Annotated in this window: 15 protein-coding genes and 7 pseudogenes; 6 read left to right on the top strand and 16 right to left on the bottom strand. The window is 57.8% G+C overall.

Annotated features, from left to right (window positions below):
* From J6524_RS36105 to J6524_RS36095, 3 genes are all read right to left on the bottom strand, one after another.
* Nucleotides 1–324, bottom strand: a 324-nt coding sequence (locus J6524_RS36105; protein ID WP_225678628.1) for an ABC transporter permease subunit, incomplete at its 3' end; no start/stop codon positions are given.
* Between the two features lie 10 nt (nucleotides 325–334).
* Nucleotides 335–547, bottom strand: coding sequence for a hypothetical protein (locus J6524_RS36100; protein ID WP_225678627.1), 213 nt, complete (start codon nucleotides 545–547; stop codon nucleotides 335–337).
* 219 nt (nucleotides 548–766) lie between these two features.
* Nucleotides 767–1,300, bottom strand: a complete 534-nt coding sequence (locus J6524_RS36095) for a transporter substrate-binding domain-containing protein (protein ID WP_225678626.1) — start codon at nucleotides 1,298–1,300, stop codon at nucleotides 767–769.
* Between the two features lie 593 nt (nucleotides 1,301–1,893).
* Here J6524_RS36095 and J6524_RS36090 point away from each other — a divergent pair.
* Nucleotides 1,894–2,100, top strand: coding sequence for a hypothetical protein (locus J6524_RS36090; protein ID WP_225678625.1), 207 nt, complete (start codon nucleotides 1,894–1,896; stop codon nucleotides 2,098–2,100).
* Between the two features lie 97 nt (nucleotides 2,101–2,197).
* Here the strand turns inward: J6524_RS36090 and J6524_RS36085 are convergent, their stop codons facing one another.
* Nucleotides 2,198–2,950, bottom strand: a complete 753-nt coding sequence (locus J6524_RS36085; RefSeq protein WP_225678624.1) for an enoyl-CoA hydratase/isomerase family protein — start codon at nucleotides 2,948–2,950, stop codon at nucleotides 2,198–2,200.
* A 396-nt stretch (nucleotides 2,951–3,346) separates the two neighbouring features.
* Here J6524_RS36085 and ccrA point away from each other — a divergent pair, with 396 nt between their 5' ends.
* The gene (gene ccrA / locus J6524_RS36080) at nucleotides 3,347–4,603 is read left to right on the top strand and encodes a crotonyl-CoA carboxylase/reductase (protein ID WP_225678629.1); all 1,257 of its coding nucleotides are present in this window, start codon (nucleotides 3,347–3,349) and stop codon (nucleotides 4,601–4,603) included.
* A gap of 463 nt (nucleotides 4,604–5,066) precedes the next feature.
* Here the strand turns inward: ccrA and J6524_RS36075 are convergent, their stop codons facing one another.
* The 4 genes and pseudogenes from J6524_RS36075 to J6524_RS36060 all read right to left on the bottom strand — a co-directional run bounded on the left by J6524_RS36075 (nucleotide 5,067) and on the right by J6524_RS36060 (nucleotide 6,823).
* Nucleotides 5,067–5,357: a hypothetical protein gene (locus tag J6524_RS36075; protein ID WP_225678623.1), complete on the bottom strand. Its 291-nt coding sequence runs from the start codon at nucleotides 5,355–5,357 to the stop codon at nucleotides 5,067–5,069.
* 312 nt (nucleotides 5,358–5,669) lie between these two features.
* Nucleotides 5,670–5,813, bottom strand: a pseudogene (locus tag J6524_RS36070) (transposase domain-containing protein); the annotation flags it as partial.
* A gap of 627 nt (nucleotides 5,814–6,440) precedes the next feature.
* The gene (locus J6524_RS36065) at nucleotides 6,441–6,686 is read right to left on the bottom strand and encodes a hypothetical protein (RefSeq protein WP_225678622.1); all 246 of its coding nucleotides are present in this window, start codon (nucleotides 6,684–6,686) and stop codon (nucleotides 6,441–6,443) included.
* Nucleotides 6,683–6,823 carry a hypothetical protein gene (locus J6524_RS36060; RefSeq protein WP_225678621.1) on the bottom strand — a complete coding sequence of 47 codons (141 nt, stop codon included), beginning with the start codon at nucleotides 6,821–6,823 and terminating at the stop codon, nucleotides 6,683–6,685. Before J6524_RS36060 ends, J6524_RS36065 begins: the two co-directional genes overlap by 4 nt.
* A gap of 541 nt (nucleotides 6,824–7,364) precedes the next feature.
* Between J6524_RS36060 and J6524_RS36055 the strand changes: the two genes are divergently transcribed.
* Both J6524_RS36055 and J6524_RS36050 read left to right on the top strand, forming a co-directional pair.
* The gene (locus J6524_RS36055) at nucleotides 7,365–8,117 is read left to right on the top strand and encodes an enoyl-CoA hydratase/isomerase family protein (protein WP_225678620.1); all 753 of its coding nucleotides are present in this window, start codon (nucleotides 7,365–7,367) and stop codon (nucleotides 8,115–8,117) included.
* 91 nt (nucleotides 8,118–8,208) lie between these two features.
* Nucleotides 8,209–9,167, top strand: a pseudogene (locus tag J6524_RS36050) (IS630 family transposase).
* Nucleotides 9,168–9,230: 63 nt separating this feature from the next.
* Here J6524_RS36050 and J6524_RS36045 read toward each other — a convergent pair.
* The 3 genes and pseudogenes from J6524_RS36045 to J6524_RS36035 form a co-directional block, all read right to left on the bottom strand.
* Nucleotides 9,231–9,635 (bottom strand): helix-turn-helix domain-containing protein, encoded by a 405-nt coding sequence (locus tag J6524_RS36045; RefSeq protein WP_225678619.1) that lies wholly within the window; start codon nucleotides 9,633–9,635, stop codon nucleotides 9,231–9,233.
* Between the two features lie 242 nt (nucleotides 9,636–9,877).
* Nucleotides 9,878–10,357: pseudogene (locus tag J6524_RS36040) on the bottom strand (IS5/IS1182 family transposase); the annotation flags it as partial.
* Nucleotides 10,358–10,655: 298 nt separating this feature from the next.
* A pseudogene (locus tag J6524_RS36035) lies at nucleotides 10,656–11,657 on the bottom strand (IS630 family transposase); the annotation flags it as partial.
* Between J6524_RS36035 and J6524_RS36030 the strand changes: the two are divergent.
* Nucleotides 11,584–12,171 (top strand): annotated as a pseudogene (locus J6524_RS36030) (ISNCY family transposase); the annotation flags it as partial. The pseudogenes J6524_RS36035 and J6524_RS36030 overlap by 74 nt on opposite strands.
* 187 nt (nucleotides 12,172–12,358) lie before the next feature.
* On the opposite strand, the pseudogene J6524_RS36025 reads toward J6524_RS36030, so the two are convergent.
* The 3 genes and pseudogenes from J6524_RS36025 to J6524_RS36015 form a co-directional block, all read right to left on the bottom strand.
* Nucleotides 12,359–13,321: pseudogene (locus tag J6524_RS36025) on the bottom strand (IS110 family RNA-guided transposase); the annotation flags it as partial.
* Between the two features lie 82 nt (nucleotides 13,322–13,403).
* Nucleotides 13,404–14,253, bottom strand: a pseudogene (locus J6524_RS36020) (IS5 family transposase); the annotation flags it as partial.
* 747 nt (nucleotides 14,254–15,000) lie between these two features.
* Nucleotides 15,001–17,424, bottom strand: a complete 2,424-nt coding sequence (locus J6524_RS36015; RefSeq protein ID WP_225678618.1) for a CaiB/BaiF CoA transferase family protein — start codon at nucleotides 17,422–17,424, stop codon at nucleotides 15,001–15,003.
* A 616-nt stretch (nucleotides 17,425–18,040) separates the two neighbouring features.
* On the opposite strand from J6524_RS36015, the gene J6524_RS36010 reads away from it, so the two are divergent.
* Nucleotides 18,041–18,262, top strand: a complete 222-nt coding sequence (locus J6524_RS36010; protein ID WP_225678617.1) for a hypothetical protein — start codon at nucleotides 18,041–18,043, stop codon at nucleotides 18,260–18,262.
* Between the two features lie 1,081 nt (nucleotides 18,263–19,343).
* On the opposite strand, the gene J6524_RS36005 is transcribed toward J6524_RS36010, so the two are convergent.
* The gene (locus tag J6524_RS36005; protein ID WP_225678616.1) at nucleotides 19,344–19,757 is read right to left on the bottom strand and encodes a hypothetical protein; all 414 of its coding nucleotides are present in this window, start codon (nucleotides 19,755–19,757) and stop codon (nucleotides 19,344–19,346) included.
* A gap of 32 nt (nucleotides 19,758–19,789) precedes the next feature.
* Entirely contained in the window at nucleotides 19,790–21,076 is a 1,287-nt protein-coding gene (locus J6524_RS36000) for an aminotransferase class I/II-fold pyridoxal phosphate-dependent enzyme (RefSeq protein ID WP_225678615.1), read from the bottom strand.
* Nucleotides 21,077–21,734: the final 658 nt, after the last annotated feature.

The raw sequence follows: 21,734 nt of genomic DNA, 5'->3' as shown, positions 1-21,734 counted from the left end.
GCCAGCGCGGACGATCTCCGCGCCGTAAACGGCTCCATCGAGCGTCAGCACGAGGATCGCCGCCGCAACGGGGCTGAAGCGCGGCATTCCCGGTATCAACGGTAGCGCATAAAAAACCCAGAACAGCAAAACCAATGCCGAGGGCCCGCGAATAAGCTCGATCAAGACAATCGAGGGAATTCGTACTGCGGGCGCCTCGGATAATCTCATCGCGCCAAAGATGACCGCGCCGAGTGCCGCACCGGGAATGATGGACAGCGAGATCCAGATGGTGACCCACGCGCCCTGTGCGAGTACAAGCCGGTACTCCAATATCGCTTCCACGGGTTGCGCCTTATTCGCATTCCGGCACAAGGTCACTGGCCCTGTGCATGCTGGAGACGACATCCCACTTAGGGACCTTGTACTTCATCGCGTCCAACTCCCACATAGTACCATTGCTGCGCAATGCGTCGAGCTGTTTGTTGAATTCGTCGCGCAAACGCACGTCTTCCTTCCGGAATACCACGCCGTACCCAATCGCTGGCCCTTCTTGGTCGACGACCATTTCGAGATCTCTCTGCTCCGGAATGGGGATGGTGAATTGAGCAAGTGCAAACGCGTTCGCCCCGTCCGCCAGAGTTCGTTGCAACGCCCGCCTGAATATCAGGGACGCGCACGAGTTGCTCGGTGTTGATCCCCGGCGCCAGCGCATACGCCTCTTGGGAGGACCCTGTAACCACAGCCAGACCGATTTCGGGATTTTGTGCAACCTGCGCATAACCGGTCAAATGCTCCAGGTTTCCGGATGGGACATATAGCCCGCCGGAACAGCGAAAGTGGAAAACACCGCCACCTCGCAGCAGTTTTCGGTGATCTGCAGGCCGGAAGCTACGAGGTCGCCCCGGTGGGCCAGCAACAACGGAAGCTGGGCATCCCACGCCGTGAGCACCGGCGTGACAGCTGGCGCACCCTTTCTTCTGACCGAGAGCTTGACGATGTCGACGGTATATCCCTTCAACTCTCCGCTCGGCGAGACAACCACCAAAGGTGGCGCCAAGCCGAACGCCACCTTCACCTCACCGCCTTTGCGCATGGAGTCGAGCAGGCTGCTTTCCGGTTGTGGAAAGCTCGGAAACGAGTAGCACGATGTTACGAGTAGCGAGAACTTCGGGATACCGAAATGGATGTGGGTCTCATTTGAAGTTGTGACGATCCACTGAAACCGTGGGTGGACACGCCCGTCGATAAGGCAAATGCCAATGCCATTCTGCGGCCAATCGAATGCAATCCGAATTACGCAGTGATCGAGCAGCTTCAATGCAACACTTCGCCTCGCAGCCGTAGACGCTGCTTAGAATGATCCGGAACTTCGCTCATCGCGAGGAAATGAGCTCCGCTGAGGATGCGGAGCTCTAACGAGTATATAAGGCGAGAGCGATCTTCCGCTCCCTACCAAAAATGGTCGGCGGACTCGTCTTCTTTTTCCTTTATTCTTGACCACCGATCTCGCCGTTCTGCGGCGGCGCTTCAAAACTTGACCGAACATGAGATGCGGTCGCACTCGGCAGTGTAAAGACTGATGGTAGCAAGGTCATTTTCTGAGAAACGCGCTCGCTACACGATCCGGCGATTAGTTTCACTATTCAACGGCAATAAAGATCGAGGCTGCACGCGACCCGAACGATCAGCAGTGCGTGCTTGTCGAAAGAGTTGCCAGAATGCGTTCGATTACCATTCGGCGGCTCGTCGATGGCGTGTTTGCATAACAATGACCCTAATGGCATCGGCAAGGCCGGACCTTAGTGAGTCGAGGAAAGCCACCGATCAATCATGTGTTTAAGGCCGAACACTCTCTGAGCGTCTTCTGTACCCACAAACATCGGGTTTCCTCCGCTCGCGCTGGACATGAACATGACCGATGACGCTGTTTCAAGCTTTCATGAAAGGCAGTTCGCTGAGGACATTCATTCTCTGGCCGATAGCGAGCGGCGGAAGCAACTCCTGAGCATTCTTGATCTGCTTCGCTATGCCGAGGCGGAGGTAAGAGAGTTGGATCTCGAAACATCTGCCGTCCTATTGGCAGCGACGATCACCGATGTTGCTCAGAATCTAGAGTAGTGAGCCGCCGGACCATAGCTGGTCCTGCACAAACTTGATCAACTGAATCGGTGCGATCATGGCCAGAACACTTGGTAATCGCTGCCCGATTCAGCCGTTATCGTCGCAGCACTCGTGCAAAATGAGCCTGGGCGGAGTCGCTAAGGAACCCTTCTATAAGAATATCTTTCGCGCTCGGCACCAACTCCCGCAAGCCCGCGATAAACGAACGATTCACAAACTCCTTCGTCCGCCGATAGGTAATTTCCGCATAAGTACCAAGGGTGGCAGCTCGGGAAATAGCGCTCTCGACGATATCCTTCGGCTCGGCCATCTCATTGAACAATTTGTGTTCTGTGGCCCATCCAACCGGTATGACGTCGCAGCCGAAGATAATGTCTGACATTGCCGCGCGCCCAAGCGATTTCTCCAGCATGTAGGCGCCGATCGGGCAAGCCAGACCATGCTTGAGTTCCCAGCCGAGAGCCTTAGTTGTTGAAGTGCCCACACGCCAATCGCAGCAAAGCGCCATCTCGAGGCCGGCACCTATTGCATATCCGTCAATTCCCGCGACGGTAGGTTTTGGCACGCTTAGGATCGTAACATAAAGCGCTATTATCCGGTCTATGAAGTGCTCCACATCGGACAACGTCTTTACTTCGCTTGCTTCATTTAAATCGTCACCGACGCAGAAGGAGCGGTGCACGCCACCAGTCAGAACCATTGCGTTCACGGCGGGGTCGTCCTGGACCAAGTGACAAGTTTCAACGATGGCTTCTTCAAGCTCTCGATTGAGAGGGTTTACCGGCTTTTCGCGATCGAATTGCGCCACAAGGACGGTCCCTCTTCTGTAAAGGTTTAGTGCTGTCACGCACATCTCCAGTCACTTGCGACACGAAACGGGTTCTATAGAACTAAGATTTGGGTATCCGGCAGAAACTCGTACCAGCCTTGCTGGCCGTGGCTCCTCTTCTCGACAGCCTTACCATTTCTTTGGCTTAAGACCAACGAAATTCTTACCATAGATGTTTTTTGCTTCCGTGTTCTCACTATAGATGTATGATTTGACTTAGCTAGATCGACACGATCGCTCGAGCAAACGACATAAAAAAGGCGCCAGAGCCACCTACTTTCTAACATGCGATCCTGCGGAGTCTTTCGGCTCCGCGAGGCCCAAGGTCGCCTAACTTCACTTGGACGAGAGAAGCGTGATCAGCGGGACTGTTCGCAGCTATTACCAATTTTGATCGAGGTACAAATGAACGGAATGGATCAACACAGTGGCCACGACTCCTTGGCCCGCACGGTCGCGAAGGATCTTTATGAAATAGGAGAAATTCCTCCGTTGGGTCATGTACCGAAGCACATGCATGCTTGGGTGATACGCCGGGAGCGGCATGGGGATCCAGAGATTGCCATGAAGGTAGAGGTGGTCGACACGCCTACCCTAGGACCAGAGGACGCCCTCGTCATGATTATGGCGGCCGGGGTCGGTTACAACGGCATTTGGGCTTCTCTCGGGCAGCCAGTCTCGCCCTTTGATTTACATCAACACTCTCATCACATCGCCGGGTCCGATGCGGCGGGAATTATTTGGGCGATCGGAGATCGCGTGAAGAAATGGAAGGTGGGTGACGAGGTGACTGTGCATTCCCATCAGGACGACGGCGATGATGTCGAGTGCAATGGTGGCGATCCCATGCTTTCGTCTTCTCAGAGAATTTGGGGATATGAAACTCCGGACGGATCGTTTGCGCAATTCGCGCGCGTTCAATCGCGTCAGTTGCTACCTCGGCCAACGCACCTAAGCTGGGAGGAGAGCGCCTGCTATGCGGGCACACTGGGGACTGCATATAGGATGTTGTTTGGTCATCGCCCACACGTCGTCCGACCGGGTCAAAACGTCTTAGTGTGGGGTGCGGCTGGCGGACTTGGTTCGATGGCAGTCCAATTGGTAGCCATAACGGGAGCCAACGCGATCGGCATCGTTTCTGACGTTTCGAAGCGGGACTATGTGATGTCACTGGGCGCCAAAGGCGTGATAAACCGCAAGGAGTTCGACTGTTGGGGTCGACTTCCTGATCTCAACGATGCCGCAATGTACAATAATTACATGAAGGAGGTGCGCCGCTTTGGAAAAGCCATCTGGGAGATTACAGGAAAAGGTAATGACGTGGACCTTGTCTTCGAGCACCCGGGAGAAATGACATTTCCAGTCAGTTGCTACATCGTGAGACGAGGCGGAATGGTTGTCTTGTGTGGTGGGACTTCAGGTTACAACCTTACGATGGACGCGCGCTTTATCTGGATGCGACAGAAAAGAGTTCAGGGGAGCCATTTCGCGAATCCATATCAAGTCTGGGAAGCAAATCGGCTTATCATTGAACGGCGCATAGATCCCTGCCTGTCCGAAGTCTTCAAGTGGGCCGAAATTCCGCGCGCACACCACAAGATGTGGAGAAATCAACACCCGCCCGGAAACATGGCAGTCCTTGTGCAAGCACGTGCGGCGCGCACCCACTGATGAACGATACTAAAATGGCAATAGCGAAGGTAATGTAGTGCGGAGAATATTCCGTCGATGCATTGGGATCCGAATCATCAACGGCATCTCTACTACAGATGACTTCGGCTATGATTCGCGGCTTCACCGCACAGAACAGCGTCCACTATATGTTTGCTCCTGGATGCGACCTCACGATTGGGCCGTCGATCATCTGGAGCTTGCCGAATGAACTTTGGTAATTTTGGCGATCAGCCAGTTCCTGATGCCAGTACTGCACAATTCAAAAAAGCGATTGTAGGCGTCCATGTAGGACACACTTTCACACGGCTATCTCGGCACGCAAGAAATGCCATCACGCCCCGTTGATTATTTGCCGAGGTCCGCGGCTTGGCTGCGGCACCACGGGCTCGATGACGTTCCACTCCAATAGTGAGGTCGTAACGGCACTATCAAGGTAAGCGTTCGCCCAAGGCCGCGGAGCCTAGCTTCCCGGCGATGATGTGTGGATGGCTTGTTTTCCACGGTTGCTGCCGGGTTCGAGCGATGGCCTCGTTGCTCTCATCGAGCGAGGGCATGCGGATCGAAGATCAGCTTCGCGATCGGTTTTGAAGAAGGTGGAGGCGCTGTATTTCGGCGCAGCCACGGAGGGAGAACGCGAGCCGCTGAAGGTGCAGCAGAGCGGGCGAAGGCCAAGCTCGAGGAGTCGGTTGTTGCGATCCCCCATCAAGATAAAATTCAGCTTGCCAGACCAATGGTCGATCAGGCTGTTCATCGCCTTGTGCAGGCGTTATGGCATTCGGAGGTTCCGGTATCCGCGGGAGCGGGCGACGACGATTATCTTTGAGGCGTCCCGACGCTTTTTCGATGCCGTGGTGTAGCGGCAGTTTTCCGACCTGCACACGGTTCGAGCAGACCACAGAACGGCTGATCCGGGAGGCAATCCACGCCGATACTGCTGACGCCGAGACGACGGTCGAACCTGCAAGCTGCGATAACGCGCATCCTGTCTCGCTCGCTTACAGCTCTCCAATTGCACACCAGAAGCTGGCGCAGCCCTTCGATGATCGTTTTGGCAGGATAGCGATCAGGCCGCGTGAGCGATTGTGGACGCCGCGCACTTGCATTCGCAAGGCAGCAGCTCGTGAAGCCGGTTTTGCGGAATGACGGTGATGCGAGCGAGCACGTCAGCGAGCCAGGCCAGCGGATTGATGTCCTTGGGCTTGGCCGTATATGCCGACTGCGGAACTATGCCGAATGGTTTTGGGAAGAGTTCGCCATTTGCACGGACTTGGCGCTGATCGAGTAGTCGTCATCTCGGTCCCATTCCGCATAGTCTGGCGTGTTACAGCGCCTGAAGGAAGGCGAGCAGGCCATCACATCTCCCCGCGATCCACAAGCCAAAACTGTCAGCTGACCGACCGTCGGACGCCAGGTTGCCTGAGGATTGCACCAGGCAATTCCGGACAGCGAAGGCTCTTGTTGATGCAGCTACTTTTCATGATGATCCTCCCTTAGCGTCAATCTTGGGACACGGGAGCTTCTCAAGCTGCGAATGGCTTGAGGCAGGCTGTTTTGCCATGGAAGCGGAAGCGGCCCGAAGGCTCTCGGCTGATCAGGATGCTCTCTCGTTCGAGCTGAACATGGATCCGCTTGGTGCGAATACTGAGACGGTTTGCCAATTGGGTCACTGTCAGATGGTCTACGACCACCGCCCAGCGTGTTTGCCGATGTTGTACCTTTGAGGCGGCGTTTAAGACGAATGCACTGGACTTTGATCAGCAGGACTTTGTCCGCCTCCCATGGTGAGTGGCCCTTCCTGATCAGAATGCGAGCGATCTCATCGTCATGCATGCCCTCACGAGTTAGCGTGCATAATGCGCTCCACCATCTCCTGCTGCTTGTCCAAGGCGGTCACGGCATTAATCGGTAGCATGACGAGGAGTTCAGTAGTCGCGCCACCGCGCCACACGATGCGCATCTCGGCGTTGTCGCGGGCGCAACGGTACGAGACGACCTTTTCGATCAGACAGCGCAAGAGCGCCTTACGATGACCTGCCGGATTTTCCCACAGCGCCGGGAGGCGATCTCTAAGCGCGATCACTTTGGCGTGTAAATCGTGAGGAATGCCAAGATCGCGCCGATCCCGACAACCGGCTGGTGCCGGTCCAGCACCGCCATAACCTGCGCCAGCACGGCCGCATCGACGCTATTATTGACGATCACCCGATGTCCGCGCATCCAGCACGATCTTGATCCGACCCGGTACCACCGGCGCACATGCCTGAGGTGACAGCCTCCGATCCGCAGCTTCAGCTGTTCCGGCGATACAACCTATCGATGCAAATGTCGTCCCCCGACCCGACCGACGCCAATAAACAGCTGGCTCGCAGACAGCGCGTTTCTTCGCGCTGTCGCCGCCACCTTCCGCGGCGCGGCGTAACTCTCGGCCTCGATCCGTTGCTTCTCGTCCACGTGCAACGCTGCCGCGCGCCAGACGAAATTCCGTCGAGCCGCGCGACCTTCGACATGGCCAGTCATACGCCTATGTTTTCACCGTACGGTCACGTCAGACAAGGCGGCCCACGCCGTAGAAATACTCATCGGCTCGCCAGTGGTGGACTTCAATTGCTACCCGCGTGAGATGTATCTTATTTTAGATGTACTTGTTTATTGAGCAATTCTTGCGATGGGTGTATCGTAATATTTGTCCAGACTTCTACGTCAGGGCACTAAGTTCCGCACCACCACCGTTCATATGTAAGCGACTGATGGAGACACAATGGCAATTCTAGAAACGGAAACTCGAGGTGCGGTTCTGGTCGCGCGGTTCAATCACGCCAACCATCTTAATCCGATGAGTCTCGACCTCGAGAGTGCCATCCGCTCGATATGCCGCGAGGTGGACGAAAATCCTGCGATACGGGCTTTAGTATTGACAGGAGGGAATGACCGATCTTTTTGCGCCGGTGGCGATTTCAACGAGGTGGCCCAGTTTTCGGGACGCGCGGCGGTGGAGGCATACATCGATAGGGTGATTGATTTCTATTCTACAATACTAAGAGTTACGAAACCGACTGTTGCCGCAGTCGGCGGCTACGCAATAGGTCTGGGCTTTCAGCTCGCGCTATGCTGCGATTGGCGCGTCGGATCGCCTGGAACCAAGCTGCTTATGTGGGAAGTGAAGCACGGAATCGCCTGTATAGTCGGCAGCTATATGCTTGAGAGTCTCGTCGGTCGAGCGGCAACGGCTGATATTGTCTATGGGTGCGAGGCCGTTCCGATTTCTTGGGCGGTGGGCCACAAATTGATTCACGAGGAGGCTGATTCGGGTAATCTCGTGGAGTTGGCCGTTGCGCGAGCGCAAATTCTCAGTGAATTTCCGGAAATCACGTTTCGGCGAACAAAGGAGTCGGTAAACCGGCGATTCATTGCCGGTTTGCACAACATCGGACAGGAGGCGAAGGAAGCGCATGTTGCTGGTGTTGCGAACAGGGCGTCCGAACAACACTTGAAGCGAGTGCTAAAGCACTAGAGCGGTAGCCCATCTGACTGAATCGTCGGGGATTCACAAATCAGCGTTTTAGTGATTCAAGCTGGTCGCCGGGACTGGAGGCCGGCGGGGCATGGCGAAACCGCTGTTGGATCTTCGCGAACGTGTGCTTGCCTGTATTGGAAGCGGCGTTTCCGGCCGGCAGGCCGCCGAGCGATTTGGCGTCAGCGCGGCAAGCGTAAGTCCGCTGGCGAACGCGCGAGCGAGAGCAAGGCGATGCTCAGCCGAGAGCTCAGGGCCGGGATCGCAAGTCTCACCGGATTGAAGCCCATCAGGCGGCGATCATGGCTCTGCTCGAGGCGTCGCCTGATATCACCATCGAGGAATTGCGTGAAAGCTTGAGCAAACAAGGCCTGTCCTTTGGTTATGGCACGATCCGCCGCTTCTTCGAGCGCCACAAGATCACGTGTAAAAAAAACCGCCCATGCCACAGAGCAGGATCGCCCGGACGTCTTGAAGCGACGTGAGGCCTGGCGCGAGAGCCAGGGCAAGCTCGATCGGGATCGGCTCGTCTTCATTGACGAGACCTGGGCTTCGACCAACATGGCGCGAACGCATGGCCGCTGCCAACGCGGTGAACGCCTGCGGGCCAGCGTTCCCCACGGCCACTGGAAAACAACAACCTGCGTAGCCGCTCTAACCACACGCGGCATCATCGCACCATGGGTGCTCGATGGTCCCATCAACCGCGGTGCCTTTGAAACCTATGTTGAAAAGGTGCTCGTCCCTGAGCTTCTAAACCACGCCATTGTCATCACGGACAACCTCTCCAGCCACAAAGGGCCGCGCATACGTGAGATGATCGAGGCGGCCGGCGCTACGCTCCTCTATCTTCCGCCCTACAGCCCCGACTTCAATCCAATCGAAAACGCCTATGCCAAACTCAAAGCAAATTTGCGAAAGGCCGCCGAACGCACCGTCGGCGGCCTTTGGGATGCTGTCAGGCGCATCATCGACACCTACACCCCCGCAGAATCAACAAACTACTTCGCCGCCGCAGGCTACTTGCAACCTGATCGGCTAACGCTCTAGCCAAAGCTGCGACATGTCTGGACGCATGTTGGTACCCTCCGGGTGGCGAAGCTGGTCGCAACTCTACCGCCTAGCTTTTGATTTCGAGAATTTTGCGACTAACGAAACAATGTCCGCTCGAGCATCCTCGTCTTTGATCTTTATGAAAACCGTGACGAGCTCAAGAACCTGCTTTGCCAACTTACTTTTTTGCGCGCCCATTATCGCAGAGACATCGGAGAGTGGCCCTCCCCGTCGCAGCGATTCGCGTTCATCGACTTCGTAGAAATGTGAAATGGGCGTGTTCAGTGCCCTGGCAATTTTATAAAGCCGGCTGGCCGGCACTCTACTTGTGCCATTCTCGTGCTTTTGGAGTTGCTGAAAAACTATATCCAGCCGACTCGCGAGTTCCTTCTGACTGAGGCCGATTCGCTTTCGCTGGATTCGAATGCGCTCGCCAATTCTCGTGTCAAGATCGCTGTATGTCACGAGTCCGACCTCTTGTTCTTTGTATATCAGAAAGTTGGAATCATAACATTTCCAAATAGTTCTTCAAGCTTGACGGTTTGTGAGGCCGCAGACCGAAGCCTACGGCGGGCTGTGCCATTGAGCCGACTTCAAAGCAGCTGGGATTGGGGCTGGAAGGCCCGAGCGAGGGCCAGGATTCGAGGCCGATTGTCGTCTACGAGCGTGGCGCAAAACGGATGCGTCATCCGTGAAGAACTCTGATTTCAGCCTGAGGCGACCTGCGGTCGAGCGATGAGTTGGAGTAGGATTTGGCGCAGCAAGAGCGCCAGCCATCGGATGAGGCGGCCGAAGTTGTAGCCGGCGGCGGCGAGTACGGCGTTCACGGCGTCGCCCTGGCGGTGCCAGAGATAGTTGCGGCCCATTCGATGCTCGGATTTGAGATGGCCGATGACCGGTTCGACGGCCGAGCGGCGGCGCAGCTCGCGCTTGATCTTTGGGGTTACCCGCCGCTTCTGGCCTGAGATGAAGACCCTGAACTTGTACTCGGGCGGCGCATTGTGGCCGCGATAGCCTTTGTCGAGAATGAGGCGCTCGATGATGTTGCCGATCAAGGCCTCCATGTCCGGGATCACGGTCTTGAGCGTATGGCCGTCATAGGGATTGCCGGGCAGCGCCTTCACATGGGTGACGAACTGACCGCCGCAGGCTGACGCCAGCGTGGTGGCGACGGAGACCTTGACCCCGATCTATGGACCACGCCCGCGTTGCAAGAGGATCGACAAACGGATGAAGCGGTTTGCGCCAATCTATCCGGCTTCAATTTGGGGCTGTTGCCCCGAGCCATTATGGATATCGGCCCACTTCTGTCCTCAATAACTCGCCGGCCTCAAGAAGGGCCATGGAGTCGAACCAGGCTTCAGAAGTGTCGGTGGAACCGTTTCTCCATTCGTCCTTTCCGTCTCGCAAACCTCGGCGGGTTGTTGTGCCTTCTAATCCGACCTTGAATCTTCCTTTCCGGCCCTGTTTCTTATGCGGTGCGGCCTAGTACCTCAGCACAGAGGTTTTGACTCTTTGCTTTTTCGTTGGCTTGGCCGGGACCTTTGGATAGGCGCGGGCCAATTTGGCCCGCGCGTTCTCGGTTGTGAACATCCAATTGATTCGGGCACGCTCGGCGTTGCGGCGTTTTTCCCAGGCGGTGGTCTCGCTGACTAGACGGGCATAGCTGTCGATCCGCCGGTCGAGGCACTGCTGTGAGAGGACGCCGATTTCGATCTCGACCATGTTGAGCCAGCTGGCGTGTTTTGGCGTGTGACGGAACTCGATGCGGCGCAGCACGCGGCGGGCTTCGTCGGGTGGGAATGCTTGATAAAGGGCGCCGGCCTTGTGGGTAGACAGATTGTCGAGCACGACGCGAATGCATTGGGCTTTGGGATAGTGCACGTCGACAAGCTCGCGCATGCATTCTGCGAAGTCCTTCGCGGTGCGTTGCTCCGTCACCTTCACCTTGCGCCAGGGTCGGTTCACGTCGATGAGCACGAACAGGTTGGCCGTGCCGTTGCGTCGGTACTCGTAATCGTAACGCTCGATCCGGCGCGGCTTGGCGGGGATCGGCTGACGGATCTCGCCGATGAGCTGGACCGGGCTCTCGTTGAAGCAGACCACTGGCCGCTGCGGATCGGCCGCTTCGGCGTACAGATCGAGCACATCCTCCATGTGCGCGACATACTCCGCGTCGACCTTTGGGATGCACCGCATGCTTTTGCGCCATGGCTTGATATGGTTCTCGGCCAGGCGCCGTCGCACCGTTTCTCGCGACAGGCTCTCGTGAGACGTCAATCTGACCATCTCGTCGGCCAGGAGCTCCAGCGTCCAGCGCGCGCGGCCGGTCGGCGGGCTCGCGCAGGCGGTGGCCACCAGCAGCGCCTCCTCTTTCTCGGTGAGCTTGCGTTCCGCCCCACGACGGGGCTCTTCGCTCAAGGCCGCAGCCAGATTGCCTTCGACGAAGCGCCGCCGGGTCCGGTACACCGTCGAGCCGCCGACGCCGCATCAGCGGCTGCCAGCCGACCCACGGACCTCCGATGCGGTTCGGATCCGACTGCAGGAAATCTGCGTCAGCTTGGACCCGGTCGCGTTGCTGCGCGACATTCGGTCTGCACAGCAACGTCTGGCCGGTCTTTCCGACCTGAAGTCGGCGGGCGATTCGATTGCTGCGGCCCCGCCGATCGATTTGTTCCTCGCCAGCTTGCGAACGGCTTGGAAAGAGGGCGCATCTCGACCGACGGACCGGCCGATCGTCAAGGTGAAGCGAGGTCGTCGTCGCCCTGATCCGCTCGTTCAGGCGACCCCACAGCTGCAGGAGTGGTTCAAAGCCGAACCGTGGCGAACCGGCGCCGAACTCCTGACGAGGTTACAGGCGGAATATCCGGGCGCGTACCCGGATAAGCTGCTGCGAACGCTTCAGCGCCGCCTCAAATCCTGGCGCAGCGAGCAGGCAAGCGCGCTGCTGTTTGGATCGGCGGCTCATGCGACCCGGATCGACACACCGCCTGCGCCATGACAGCGCCCGCTTCCGGTACGGGGAAGGCCGGTCGTTGCGCAACCCCGACCAGCTCCACGACCGGCCTTCCCCGTACCCGACCGTCCGTCTTCTTGGGAGCAAAATAAATGAGGCAACGATCGTGTCCTCGGGAGCATTCCTCCATGAGGCAATACGCACTGTCACCCTGATTGCCGCGCGGTATCGCGGCCAGGGCGACGACCAAGACATTGGAGTGGAGCCGCTTGGACGCTGCTTCCAACCACGCTGCGAAGCCATGCCGAGGCCAACTCTGACGCTGCAGAAGTACGGCTCTGGCACCTTGAATGAACAGCGTTCGCAGGTACCGATTGCCGCGCCTCGATATGCGGCCGAGAATGGTTCGATCGCCGGTCGAGATTTGCTTCGGTACCAGACCAAGCCATGCTGCAAAGTCGCGGCCTTTATGGAAGGCATCACCGGTTCCGATGGCGGCGACCATCGCGCTTGAGATAATCGGCCCGACGCCGGGCGCACTCATTAGGCGGCGACAATGTGGATCTTGATCAGCGAGTTCGTCGATCTCTTTCGTCATTGACGCGATCCGTCGGTCGAGATAGCGCCAGTCCTCGGACAAGTCTTGAATGAGCTGGATCACTCGAGGCGATAAGTTGTCGTTTGGCGCTGAGAGAATCTGAGGAAGTGCCAGTCGGAGTGCTGCCGCTCCCTGGCGCACTGGTAGCCCTCGCTCAAGCAAAAAGCCCCGGATTTGATTGATGACCGCCGTTCTCTGCGTCACCAGTCGACTGCGAACTCTGTGGAGCGCCTGTAAATCAAGTTGTTCGGCTGACTTCACCGGGACGAACCGCATTGTCGGCCGCTGAGCGGCCTCGGCGATCGCTTCAGCGTCCCGAAAGTCATTCTTGTGACCCTTGAGGTATGGTTTGACGTATTGTGCCGGCAAGAGCCGTACTTGATGACCCAATTTCTCGAGCTTGCGCCCTAGATGATGTGCGCCTGCACACGCCTCCATTCCGATCAGACAACGCGGAACATTGCCGAGCGACTGGTCAAGCTGATTTCTCGACCGCTTCTTGCGTAGCGTGATTGCTCCTTTGGCATCGAGACCGACGACATGGAATGTGTTCTTCCCGAGATCGATGCCGATTGTGACAATGCTTGTATTCGACATGGCTTGCGCTCCTGCTGCTGTCCCCGCCCGGGTTCCACGTTGCCGCTGAGAGCGGGCGTGGTCCATGCCATTAACTCGTAAGGCGGTGCGCCTTGCCCTTGCCGATGCACTCCACCTCTGGCGCGTGCAGGGAATAGACCTTCGGTCGGCGCTGGTGCTGCTTCTGGTCAAGCACCCGTCGGGCCAGCGCCAGCATGCGTCCGAGAACAATCTCGCCGAGCAAATCGGTGCGGCCTTCGATCTTGCGGGCAGTGTCGCGGATGATGCGACCGAGATAGGTTCTGAGCGTCCTCAAGGCCCGGTTGGCGCGCTTGAACTGCTTGGCGTGGGCATAGCGTTGATGCTTGATCAGGGCGAACTTACCCACCCGTGCTAGGATTGGCGCAGCTTGACGCCATGCCGCTTTGCCAGCCGATCTCGCGGGCGCGGTTGAGAAGCCTGGCATCGGTCGGGAACATCACGTTCTTGGGCTGCACCGTGGTGTCGACGATGACGCGGTTGAGGTCGCTTGGCTTGATCGCCTCGGTCCTGGTAGCGACCGAAAGGCTCTCTTGCAGCAGCGCCTGCAGCTTCTCCTCGCCCATCCGCTGGCGCCAGCGCGTCAGAGAAGAGCGGTCGAACACCAGGCGGTGCTGAAAGAACTCCTCGCCGCAGAAGAACTGGTAATAGGGGTTCTCCAGCCAGCGTTCGCACAAGACCTCATCGGAGAGATCGTAGGTGTGCTTGAGGATAGCGAGTGCCGCCATCAGCCGGGTCGGCAACGGCGGCCGGCCAGGCTTATCCTCGTAGACCGTGCCGAACTTCTGTTCGAGGAACGACCAGTCGATCGTCCGCGCCAGCTTCACCAGCGCATGGTTCATATCGATGATCGCGTCCAGCCGAGAGCGCAGAAGATCGGTCTGTCCGCCGTCCCGTCGTTCCTTGGGTCGCATCGTCCCCTCCGATGCGACCACGGAATCACGCCCCTCGATTCGAGGGAATCCAAAAGATGAAATTGCAAGCTTTTGGGGCCTCAACGCCCAAAACCCGGCAATCTCAAATGCCGTTGTGACCAGAAAATCGAATCCCGCTCAAGGACTTGGGAGATTCTTCACGGCCGACGGATGCACAATCGGCGGTATGGCACGGACGTGGGTAAATCGGAAACAGGTTGTTGTCCGCATGTGTTGCCACGCGCTAGCGGCGGCAAAAGGATCACCCGGGACATGGTTCGGGCCGCCATGATTGTTCCGGTTTAACTGGTCTGTCCTGTTCTTGCCGGCGCTCGGTCTGCTCGCAGTCTTCCTGCCGAAGATTCGACCGGCAAGTGGCGAATAGCGATCGAAGTAGCCCGCCGGTCGAGGCGGCAGTAAAGGTCATCTCGCTCTGTCATCAACTTTAACGTCTTTGCAGCGGCTTCGTTCGCTTTGGAAAGCGAGATAGCAACATCTAGGCTCCTGAAACCGCCAAAGCTTACAATCTTAAATGCCCCTCGTGCTCGGAACCGACTCCCACTCAAGATCCTGGGAGATTTTCCAGGGCCATCCTATTAGACTACACTTGGACGAGTAGCTCGTACCGTGGGTTGGTTGTCAGAGCCTTGCACCCTCATGAAATTCCGGTCGATGGGCGTGAATCCGCCAACGCTGAGCGTAGGCCTTTCTGGGCCGCAACTCGATTTTTAGTCAGATGATATCATCTTAGCGATCGAGGTCGCCTTCTGAAAGCATCGCCGTGCCGATAATGCGCTCTTGTGCCAATTGCGCGATTTCGGCGTCCGAAAGACCCAGGAGCCCTGAGAGGATCTCTCGATTGTGCTGTCCAAGCGTCGGCGCTGCTGTACGGATCGGATAGGGGCCAGCACCTTCGCGAATCGGCATCGAGGGCTGCGGATGCAAGCCAATGAAAGGGCGTTCGACTTCCTGCAGAAATGCGCGTGACCTGAGATGGCTATCATTGAGCAGATCAATTGGCAGGCGGGCCACGCCCGCGGCAACCTTTACGGCTTGCAACTCGGACATGGCCTCGTCCGGATCGCGGCTGAGCGCCCAGACTGCGATGTCCGTCTCGATGGCTTCCTCAACCGCCCGGCGACCTTCCACAGATTTCAGCGATGCGTCCACGGCCCAGTCAGGCCGACCAATAAGAAGTGCAAGCCTCTCCCACATATCCGCATTGGTTGCCGCTATCACGATCCAGTTGTCCTCGCCAGCACACCGGAAGCAGCCGTGCGGCACAAATTGCGGGTGTCGATTGCCATACCTTGGCGGCGGCATACTTCCGATCGAGTGGACGGTGATCCATGGCGCCGCAAACGGCATCATGCATTCGATCTGCGCTAGATCAATGAACTGTCCCTGCCCGGTGTTGCGGGCGTGAATGAGGGCGGTCAGAACTGCAGCGCAGCCATTCAACCCGCCGACGGCATCCCCGAACGCGGTGTGGCTCATCACGGGGGGCCCGTCGGAGTTTCCGATCACGCTCGGCAGTCCTGAGCCCTGCTCGAGTGTCGAGCCGTAGGCCCGGCAATCGCGATGGACGCTGTTGGCACCAAAGGCTGACATCGTCATCACGACGAGCCGAGGATTGAGCGTTCTGAGCACGTCGTAACCAAGCCCGAGCTTCGGCAGCACATCGACTGAAAAATTGTTGACGACGATATTGGCTCCGGCCAGGAGCCGTTTGGCAAGAGCGAGACCTTGCGGACGCGTCAGGTCGAGCGTGATGCCGCGCTTGTTGCGGTTCATGATGCAGAAGCACCCCGTTTTCTCATACATCTGACCGTCTACGTAAGCAGAACGTCGATCGACACCACGCCACCAATCCGGATGTTGGATGGCCTCGATCTTGATAACGTCCGCGCCAAGATCAGCCAGTGTACGCGTACACAACGGGCCGGCCCATCCCATCGAGAAGTCGATGATGCGAATTCCCTGCAACGGCTGCCGGTCGGCCTCGATGCAGCCGAAAGAGGCCGACGCGGTGCCGGCCAAGTGTCGGGTATTAAGGAAAGACTGCTGCTCGCCAGGCGCCGGAACATTTCCGCCGCGACGTGGAGGTGTCAATGTGAGGCGCTGCATCGCGCCAGCCGTCAGGCCCTTTTCTTCGCCAAGGAAGACGGGCACGATTGCGCCGCGCGCCTTCTTCTCCTCGTCCTGGAGCAGATCGGATATTTCGGGCACCGGCACTATCGGGATCTTCCGTTTCAATCCCTCCGCAAACCACTCCTGCGCTGTCCGCGTTTTCAGCCTTGGTATGAACTGCCGTTCGAGCAGCTCCCTCTGTTCCAGACGATCGGCGCCGAGAACTAGGGCCGGATCGTCACGCAATTCGGACAGGTCGAGCATATCACAGAACGCGCGCCATTGTGCCGGCGTCACCGTCGTAACGCCGAGCCAACCGTCTTTGGTTTCGTAAATGCCGATCGGAAAGCCTGGCCAGAAGCGGTTTATGCCGATGCGGCGCATTACGTCGCCTCGGGTAAACGCCTCAAACATGAGAAACTCGCTGACAGAGAGACTTGATTCAAAAATGCTGAGCGACCATGACCGCCCTGCTCCGCCCTGCATTCGCGCAACCGCCGAAGAAGCTGCAGCAATGAAGCCCCACAGACCCGCGAGGATACCCGTCTGGAAATCCGGTGAGTGCAACGGCGGCCCCTCGGCCGGTCCGACCAGCTTCACGAGGCCGGCGAGCGCCCGGACGGTCGAATCGGTTGCGGCAAATTCAGCATAGGGGCCCTCTCGGCCAAACCAATTTGCTTCGAGGTAGATCAACCCTGGACGTCGCTGACGGATCGCGGCGATATCAACGGTTGGACAATCCGCGTAATCGACGTCGCGGCCATCGACCAGAATGTCACAATTCTCTATCAGCGCGGTCAGGCGTGTAATCGCGCCAGGGTCAGCGCGATCAATGATCATGCTTGATTTGTTGAAGTTGAGGAATGCAAACCACGCGCTCTGGCCCGCCGGTGTCAGTGGCGCGCTCCGGCGAAGTGGGTCGCCGGCTGGCGGCTCGACCTTTTGCACATCGGCCCCGAAATCCGCAAACAACCGCGCACAATAGCTCGTTGCGGCCGAGCTGCCGATCTCGATGACCCGCAGATGTGATAGCACTCCCATTGAGGACTCCTTACGCTGGTCTTAGCGAAAATCATTCGCTACGTGATGCGAGCCTGTGGTCACCACGAGCGGGTACGGATCAGTAGGTATCGAACATAGGTGTTTGTGACTGGCGCGAGCTGTCACACTGGAATCGAGCGGAGAGTCGGCTTGATCCGAGGCCGCGTCTCGGCGGGATCGATAGACTAGTGTTATTCGCGCTCGGGAGAAGCGATGATGGCCTCGGTCTGCTTGCGGAAGCCAAGCCGCGCGTCTGTCTCCAGCTCCTATGCGGCCGACTCCGCTGATCCGCCGGGCCGGTAGAGAGAGGAAGTGTAGAAACCGAACACCGGGAGGATGCCGCCGGTTGGCATATCCGGTCGCACACATCCTCTTCCTGATTACAAGCTGCGTGGTCTGTCCGCTTGGTCCGTGGACCGAATATTTCGCAAATCCGCTAATGCCTGCTTTGCGCCGGCCGGCGACCGCCGACCGCCGATAGCAGCTGCGCTCAAACAAGATCGAGCAGCGCGACCACAAAACACGGATCAGTACAAAACCACCGGGCGGAGGGCTAGGCCTGGTTGCTGGCGGATGGGCAAGTAGCACAACATCAGATATAGCGACAAGTCTTTCGATGAAGATCGCTATTAAGAACGCCGGTGACAAGGTCGATGGCGACAACCACCAACGCCGTTGCGAACACCACGGCGGCACCATCCATAATCGCGATAAATCGCGGTATTCGCGACACACGGCCATGCGCAGAATTGCTGACGCTGCTTCCATGACATCGGTTGCCGTCTGTCTCGTATGTGCTTCTCTGCCGTTGCGCATCGATGTACGCGCGCCCTATTGACTGCTCTTCGTAACGATAGCAAAGACCGTGCCAGCTTGGACTGGAATGGAAAATTAGGCGCGGAGGGAAATTATCGCGCACTCGGGTCACCAGAACGTTTGTCACAAAGCTCGCCCTCACATCGCATCTACAGCTGTGTGCGCCTGGGTCTGTTGGAAACAGTACGCGACCCCTACGGAGCGCGCCGGCTCGCAGTCGCGGCTTTTCCTTAGCGATGCGGAGTCCGCCGCTAGCCCGAAGGGTGCCCGCGACGCTATTGGGTCACAGAAGACTCGGTGAACGCTGTTTCATACCGGCCACCCGTGCTCGCAACATTGGCTTACCGCAACTCCCCTGTCTGGCGTCAAACCAGGATGATGAGCCTCGTCAAGATCGGAGTCGCGCAGCTCGCCACCTGCAACACGATGAAGATTGCGCGTGACCAATAGCATGATTGCCAGCTGACGCACGGATCTCAATTGTGCTCGCTCCGAGGTCACGATAAAGCTCGTCATCCGCAAGGCAGAAGTTAAGCTCGGCACGAAAAGGCGTTCGGCATCATCTTCGTCCATCTATATGGAGCGAGCGATGGCTGATTGAATACCGCCAGCGTCAGAAATCCGACAAACACGAGTCGGCTGTCCGCGGCGGGTCGGCAGACACACCTTTGGATCTCGCCGGCGCCGCGCCGACGTTGTAGTCGGCGGGCTCGGCGCCCCATCCGCATCGCCCCGAAATTCTGCTCCCCCACACGGGCAAAGTTGTCCAAATTCGTCAGGATTGCATCGCCAACATCACCCTATCGTCACTAGCGACGTCGCTCCTCGCGCCGTTTTCGAGCCAAGCATTGTGAGTGAGGGCACCTTCCTGATCACGCGGCAGAGCGTCCAGTCGAGGCGGATGTCTCGGCCGGCGGACAACACTGACGCCGAGCAGATCCAATGGAAAGCTCTAGCAGCTCAGCCCTTTTTGAGGTGATCGGCCCCGTGGTTGCGATTATCTGGCGTAACGGAATGAGACGCCCCAGCACATCATTACCAAAGTCCCACCAGTTGGCCGACGAATCTCCGGATCGACCGGCAAGGCACCGGTGGCTCCAGAATCACAAATGGGGCGGACCTGCTCCAGATGAGAACGTAGCATTCGGCGCGAGTGATATCACGGTCGATTGCGCGGCAACAGCATTGGAGACGGGCGTCATCCCAACCGTGAGCACATTAAGCAAGCAGTTGCGCGCCCGTTCCAAGTTACGGGATCCGATTGCCGCGATCTTCTTGCCAGACGCCCGCTGATCCAGAGCTGTCTGTAAATAGCGGTGCATTTCGGGAGAAGCTCGACGGCACCAGATCCGGCGAGCGAGCATTGCGAGGCTCGGCTGGCCAAGCTTGAGATTGGCGACTCGAAGCGTCTGCACCGCTGCTGCAAAATGCGTCGGGTTTTCACCGACCCTCAACATATCCGCATGGAGAACTTGAACGGTGGAAATCGGAAATGCTACAAGGCCGCGTTGCTCCATGAACTCCTCTGCTGACCTACCATCATGATACCTCAGGTGACGGCCGGTCTTATAGGGCCGTCTGCAGTTGTGTTGACGACTCGTTCCAAGATGCAGTCGCACAGCCGCTCTATATCGCAGACCTCATGATCGGCCGTAATGCACACCCGAATGCCCGCGCTTCCTTGCGCCACGGTCGGGAAGAACGTCACCAAGCTGTAGAAGCCCGCGTTGAGAAGATCTCTTGCGATAGCTATCGCCTCCGCTTCCGATCCGATCGCGATCATTCTAATCGGAAGTGAATTGCCTTGCTCGGCGGTTGCGACACGACGATCAAAAACCTCGATCCGCTGCGCCAACCGCCTCTGCCGTTCGCCAAGTTCTGGTGAGCGGTGAATCCTACACGAGCCAAGCGCCGCGCCAACCGCCGCCAGATTCGGCGACACCGAAAACGCATAAGGAATTGAATACCGTCGAAACAGAGCCTCCTGGTCGGCCGTTCCGAGCATCAACATGCCGCCAGATGCGCCGAATCCCTTAGCCATCGAGGCTGCTATAATCGTGCGGTCACCTAATGCTCGCGGAAACTGAGAGCGAGCAAATCCTTCGCCTTGGCGCCCGAACAGCGATATACCGTGAGCATCGTCGATATAGAGAAAGAGCCCATAACGTTCCTGGAGCTGATGCAGTTCCTTGACAGGCGAATTCCCTCCCATGGAGTAAACACCATCGCACACGTACGCGACGACTGGATGTTCACGACATAAGCGTTCGAGAGCGTCAATGTCGTTGTGCGCAATCGTTTCCACCCGCGTTTCATCAGCGATCGCTGGCTTGTGATAGGCGAGTGAGATGTGCGCGCTGCGATCGAAAACGACAAGAGGTTTTCTTCCGCCTGTCAATTGGCCCGATGCAAGGAGGGGCATCGCCCCGAGATTAGCAAGCATGACAGTAGAAAAGGCGATCACGCGCGCGCAGAAAATCTCGGACAAGATTGCTTCAAGCTGTTCCAGAAAATCGAAATTGAGTCGCGTTCGTGCGCAGGACCAGTGCAATGACCGATGCGCCTCGATGGCGTCGATTGCGCCAGCGACGATCATCGGGTGGTTGTCGAGGCCCAGGTAGGAGCATCGCACGAAATCGACCACCTCCGCGCGAGTGTCAAGCGGGCCGGTGCCTAAAGCAACGGCGCGTCCGCTCGTGGAACGTCCGTGGACGGCCATGAGACCCGCCGCGTGGGCCGCATCGAAATACGGCCTGCTTTCGTTGATCATGTAGGCGGTGTTCCGGAAATGTCCGGTCGGACGATGACCATCAGATGGGGTGATCCCCTGTGGCATTTCATTCTCCATTCTGACGTGCCAAGAAACGCACCCGATGCCTCAAATGAATGGGCACGACACCGCGGTTTGGTGACATCGGGCTGAACTGGAGGTTCTGTACAACTCTCACGGGTAGCTCGATCGATCCCGTGGTCAAAGTCAGTAAACCACTGGTTCCATCGCTCGGGCAGCTACCAGATCAGATAGGACTTCAGCAGGACGTGATGGTAGCAGCGCCCCTGAAGGCACTGGCTACGAAGTAGATGTCCGGCGCCGCCCTGTTCACCTCAGATACGTCGCCGTGAGGACAGCGGCCAAACATCGATTCGATCGCTGGAGACATGTTTAGCGACCTACCGCATTGGTGCGTGCGCGATCGACTGCCCCGGTCGGTCGCGATGTCAGCTGCTACACTGAAGCACTCGGTCTTGTCGAGGGGTACCTTCTCATCAGCGTAGCTCTTGATGCGATCCGGGCACGCATTGGCGCTCCGTGGCGACCGAATGCGCGGTGACAGCATGATCCACGCGAGGAGACCACCAATTTTGGAATCGACATGGGTCGCTTGTCGGGGGAAATTTTAGCACGCGGTTGATCTCACTGACGAAGTGGCTGTGGCGCTCAAGAACCGGCGAGAACGGGTCCGGTGCTGGTTCTGTGAAGAGCAGTTTTCTCG

The organism is Bradyrhizobium hereditatis (genome assembly GCF_020329435.1).
GTDB lineage: Bacteria > Pseudomonadota > Alphaproteobacteria > Rhizobiales > Xanthobacteraceae > Bradyrhizobium > Bradyrhizobium hereditatis.
This window is presented reverse-complemented; position numbering and strand designations above follow the sequence as displayed.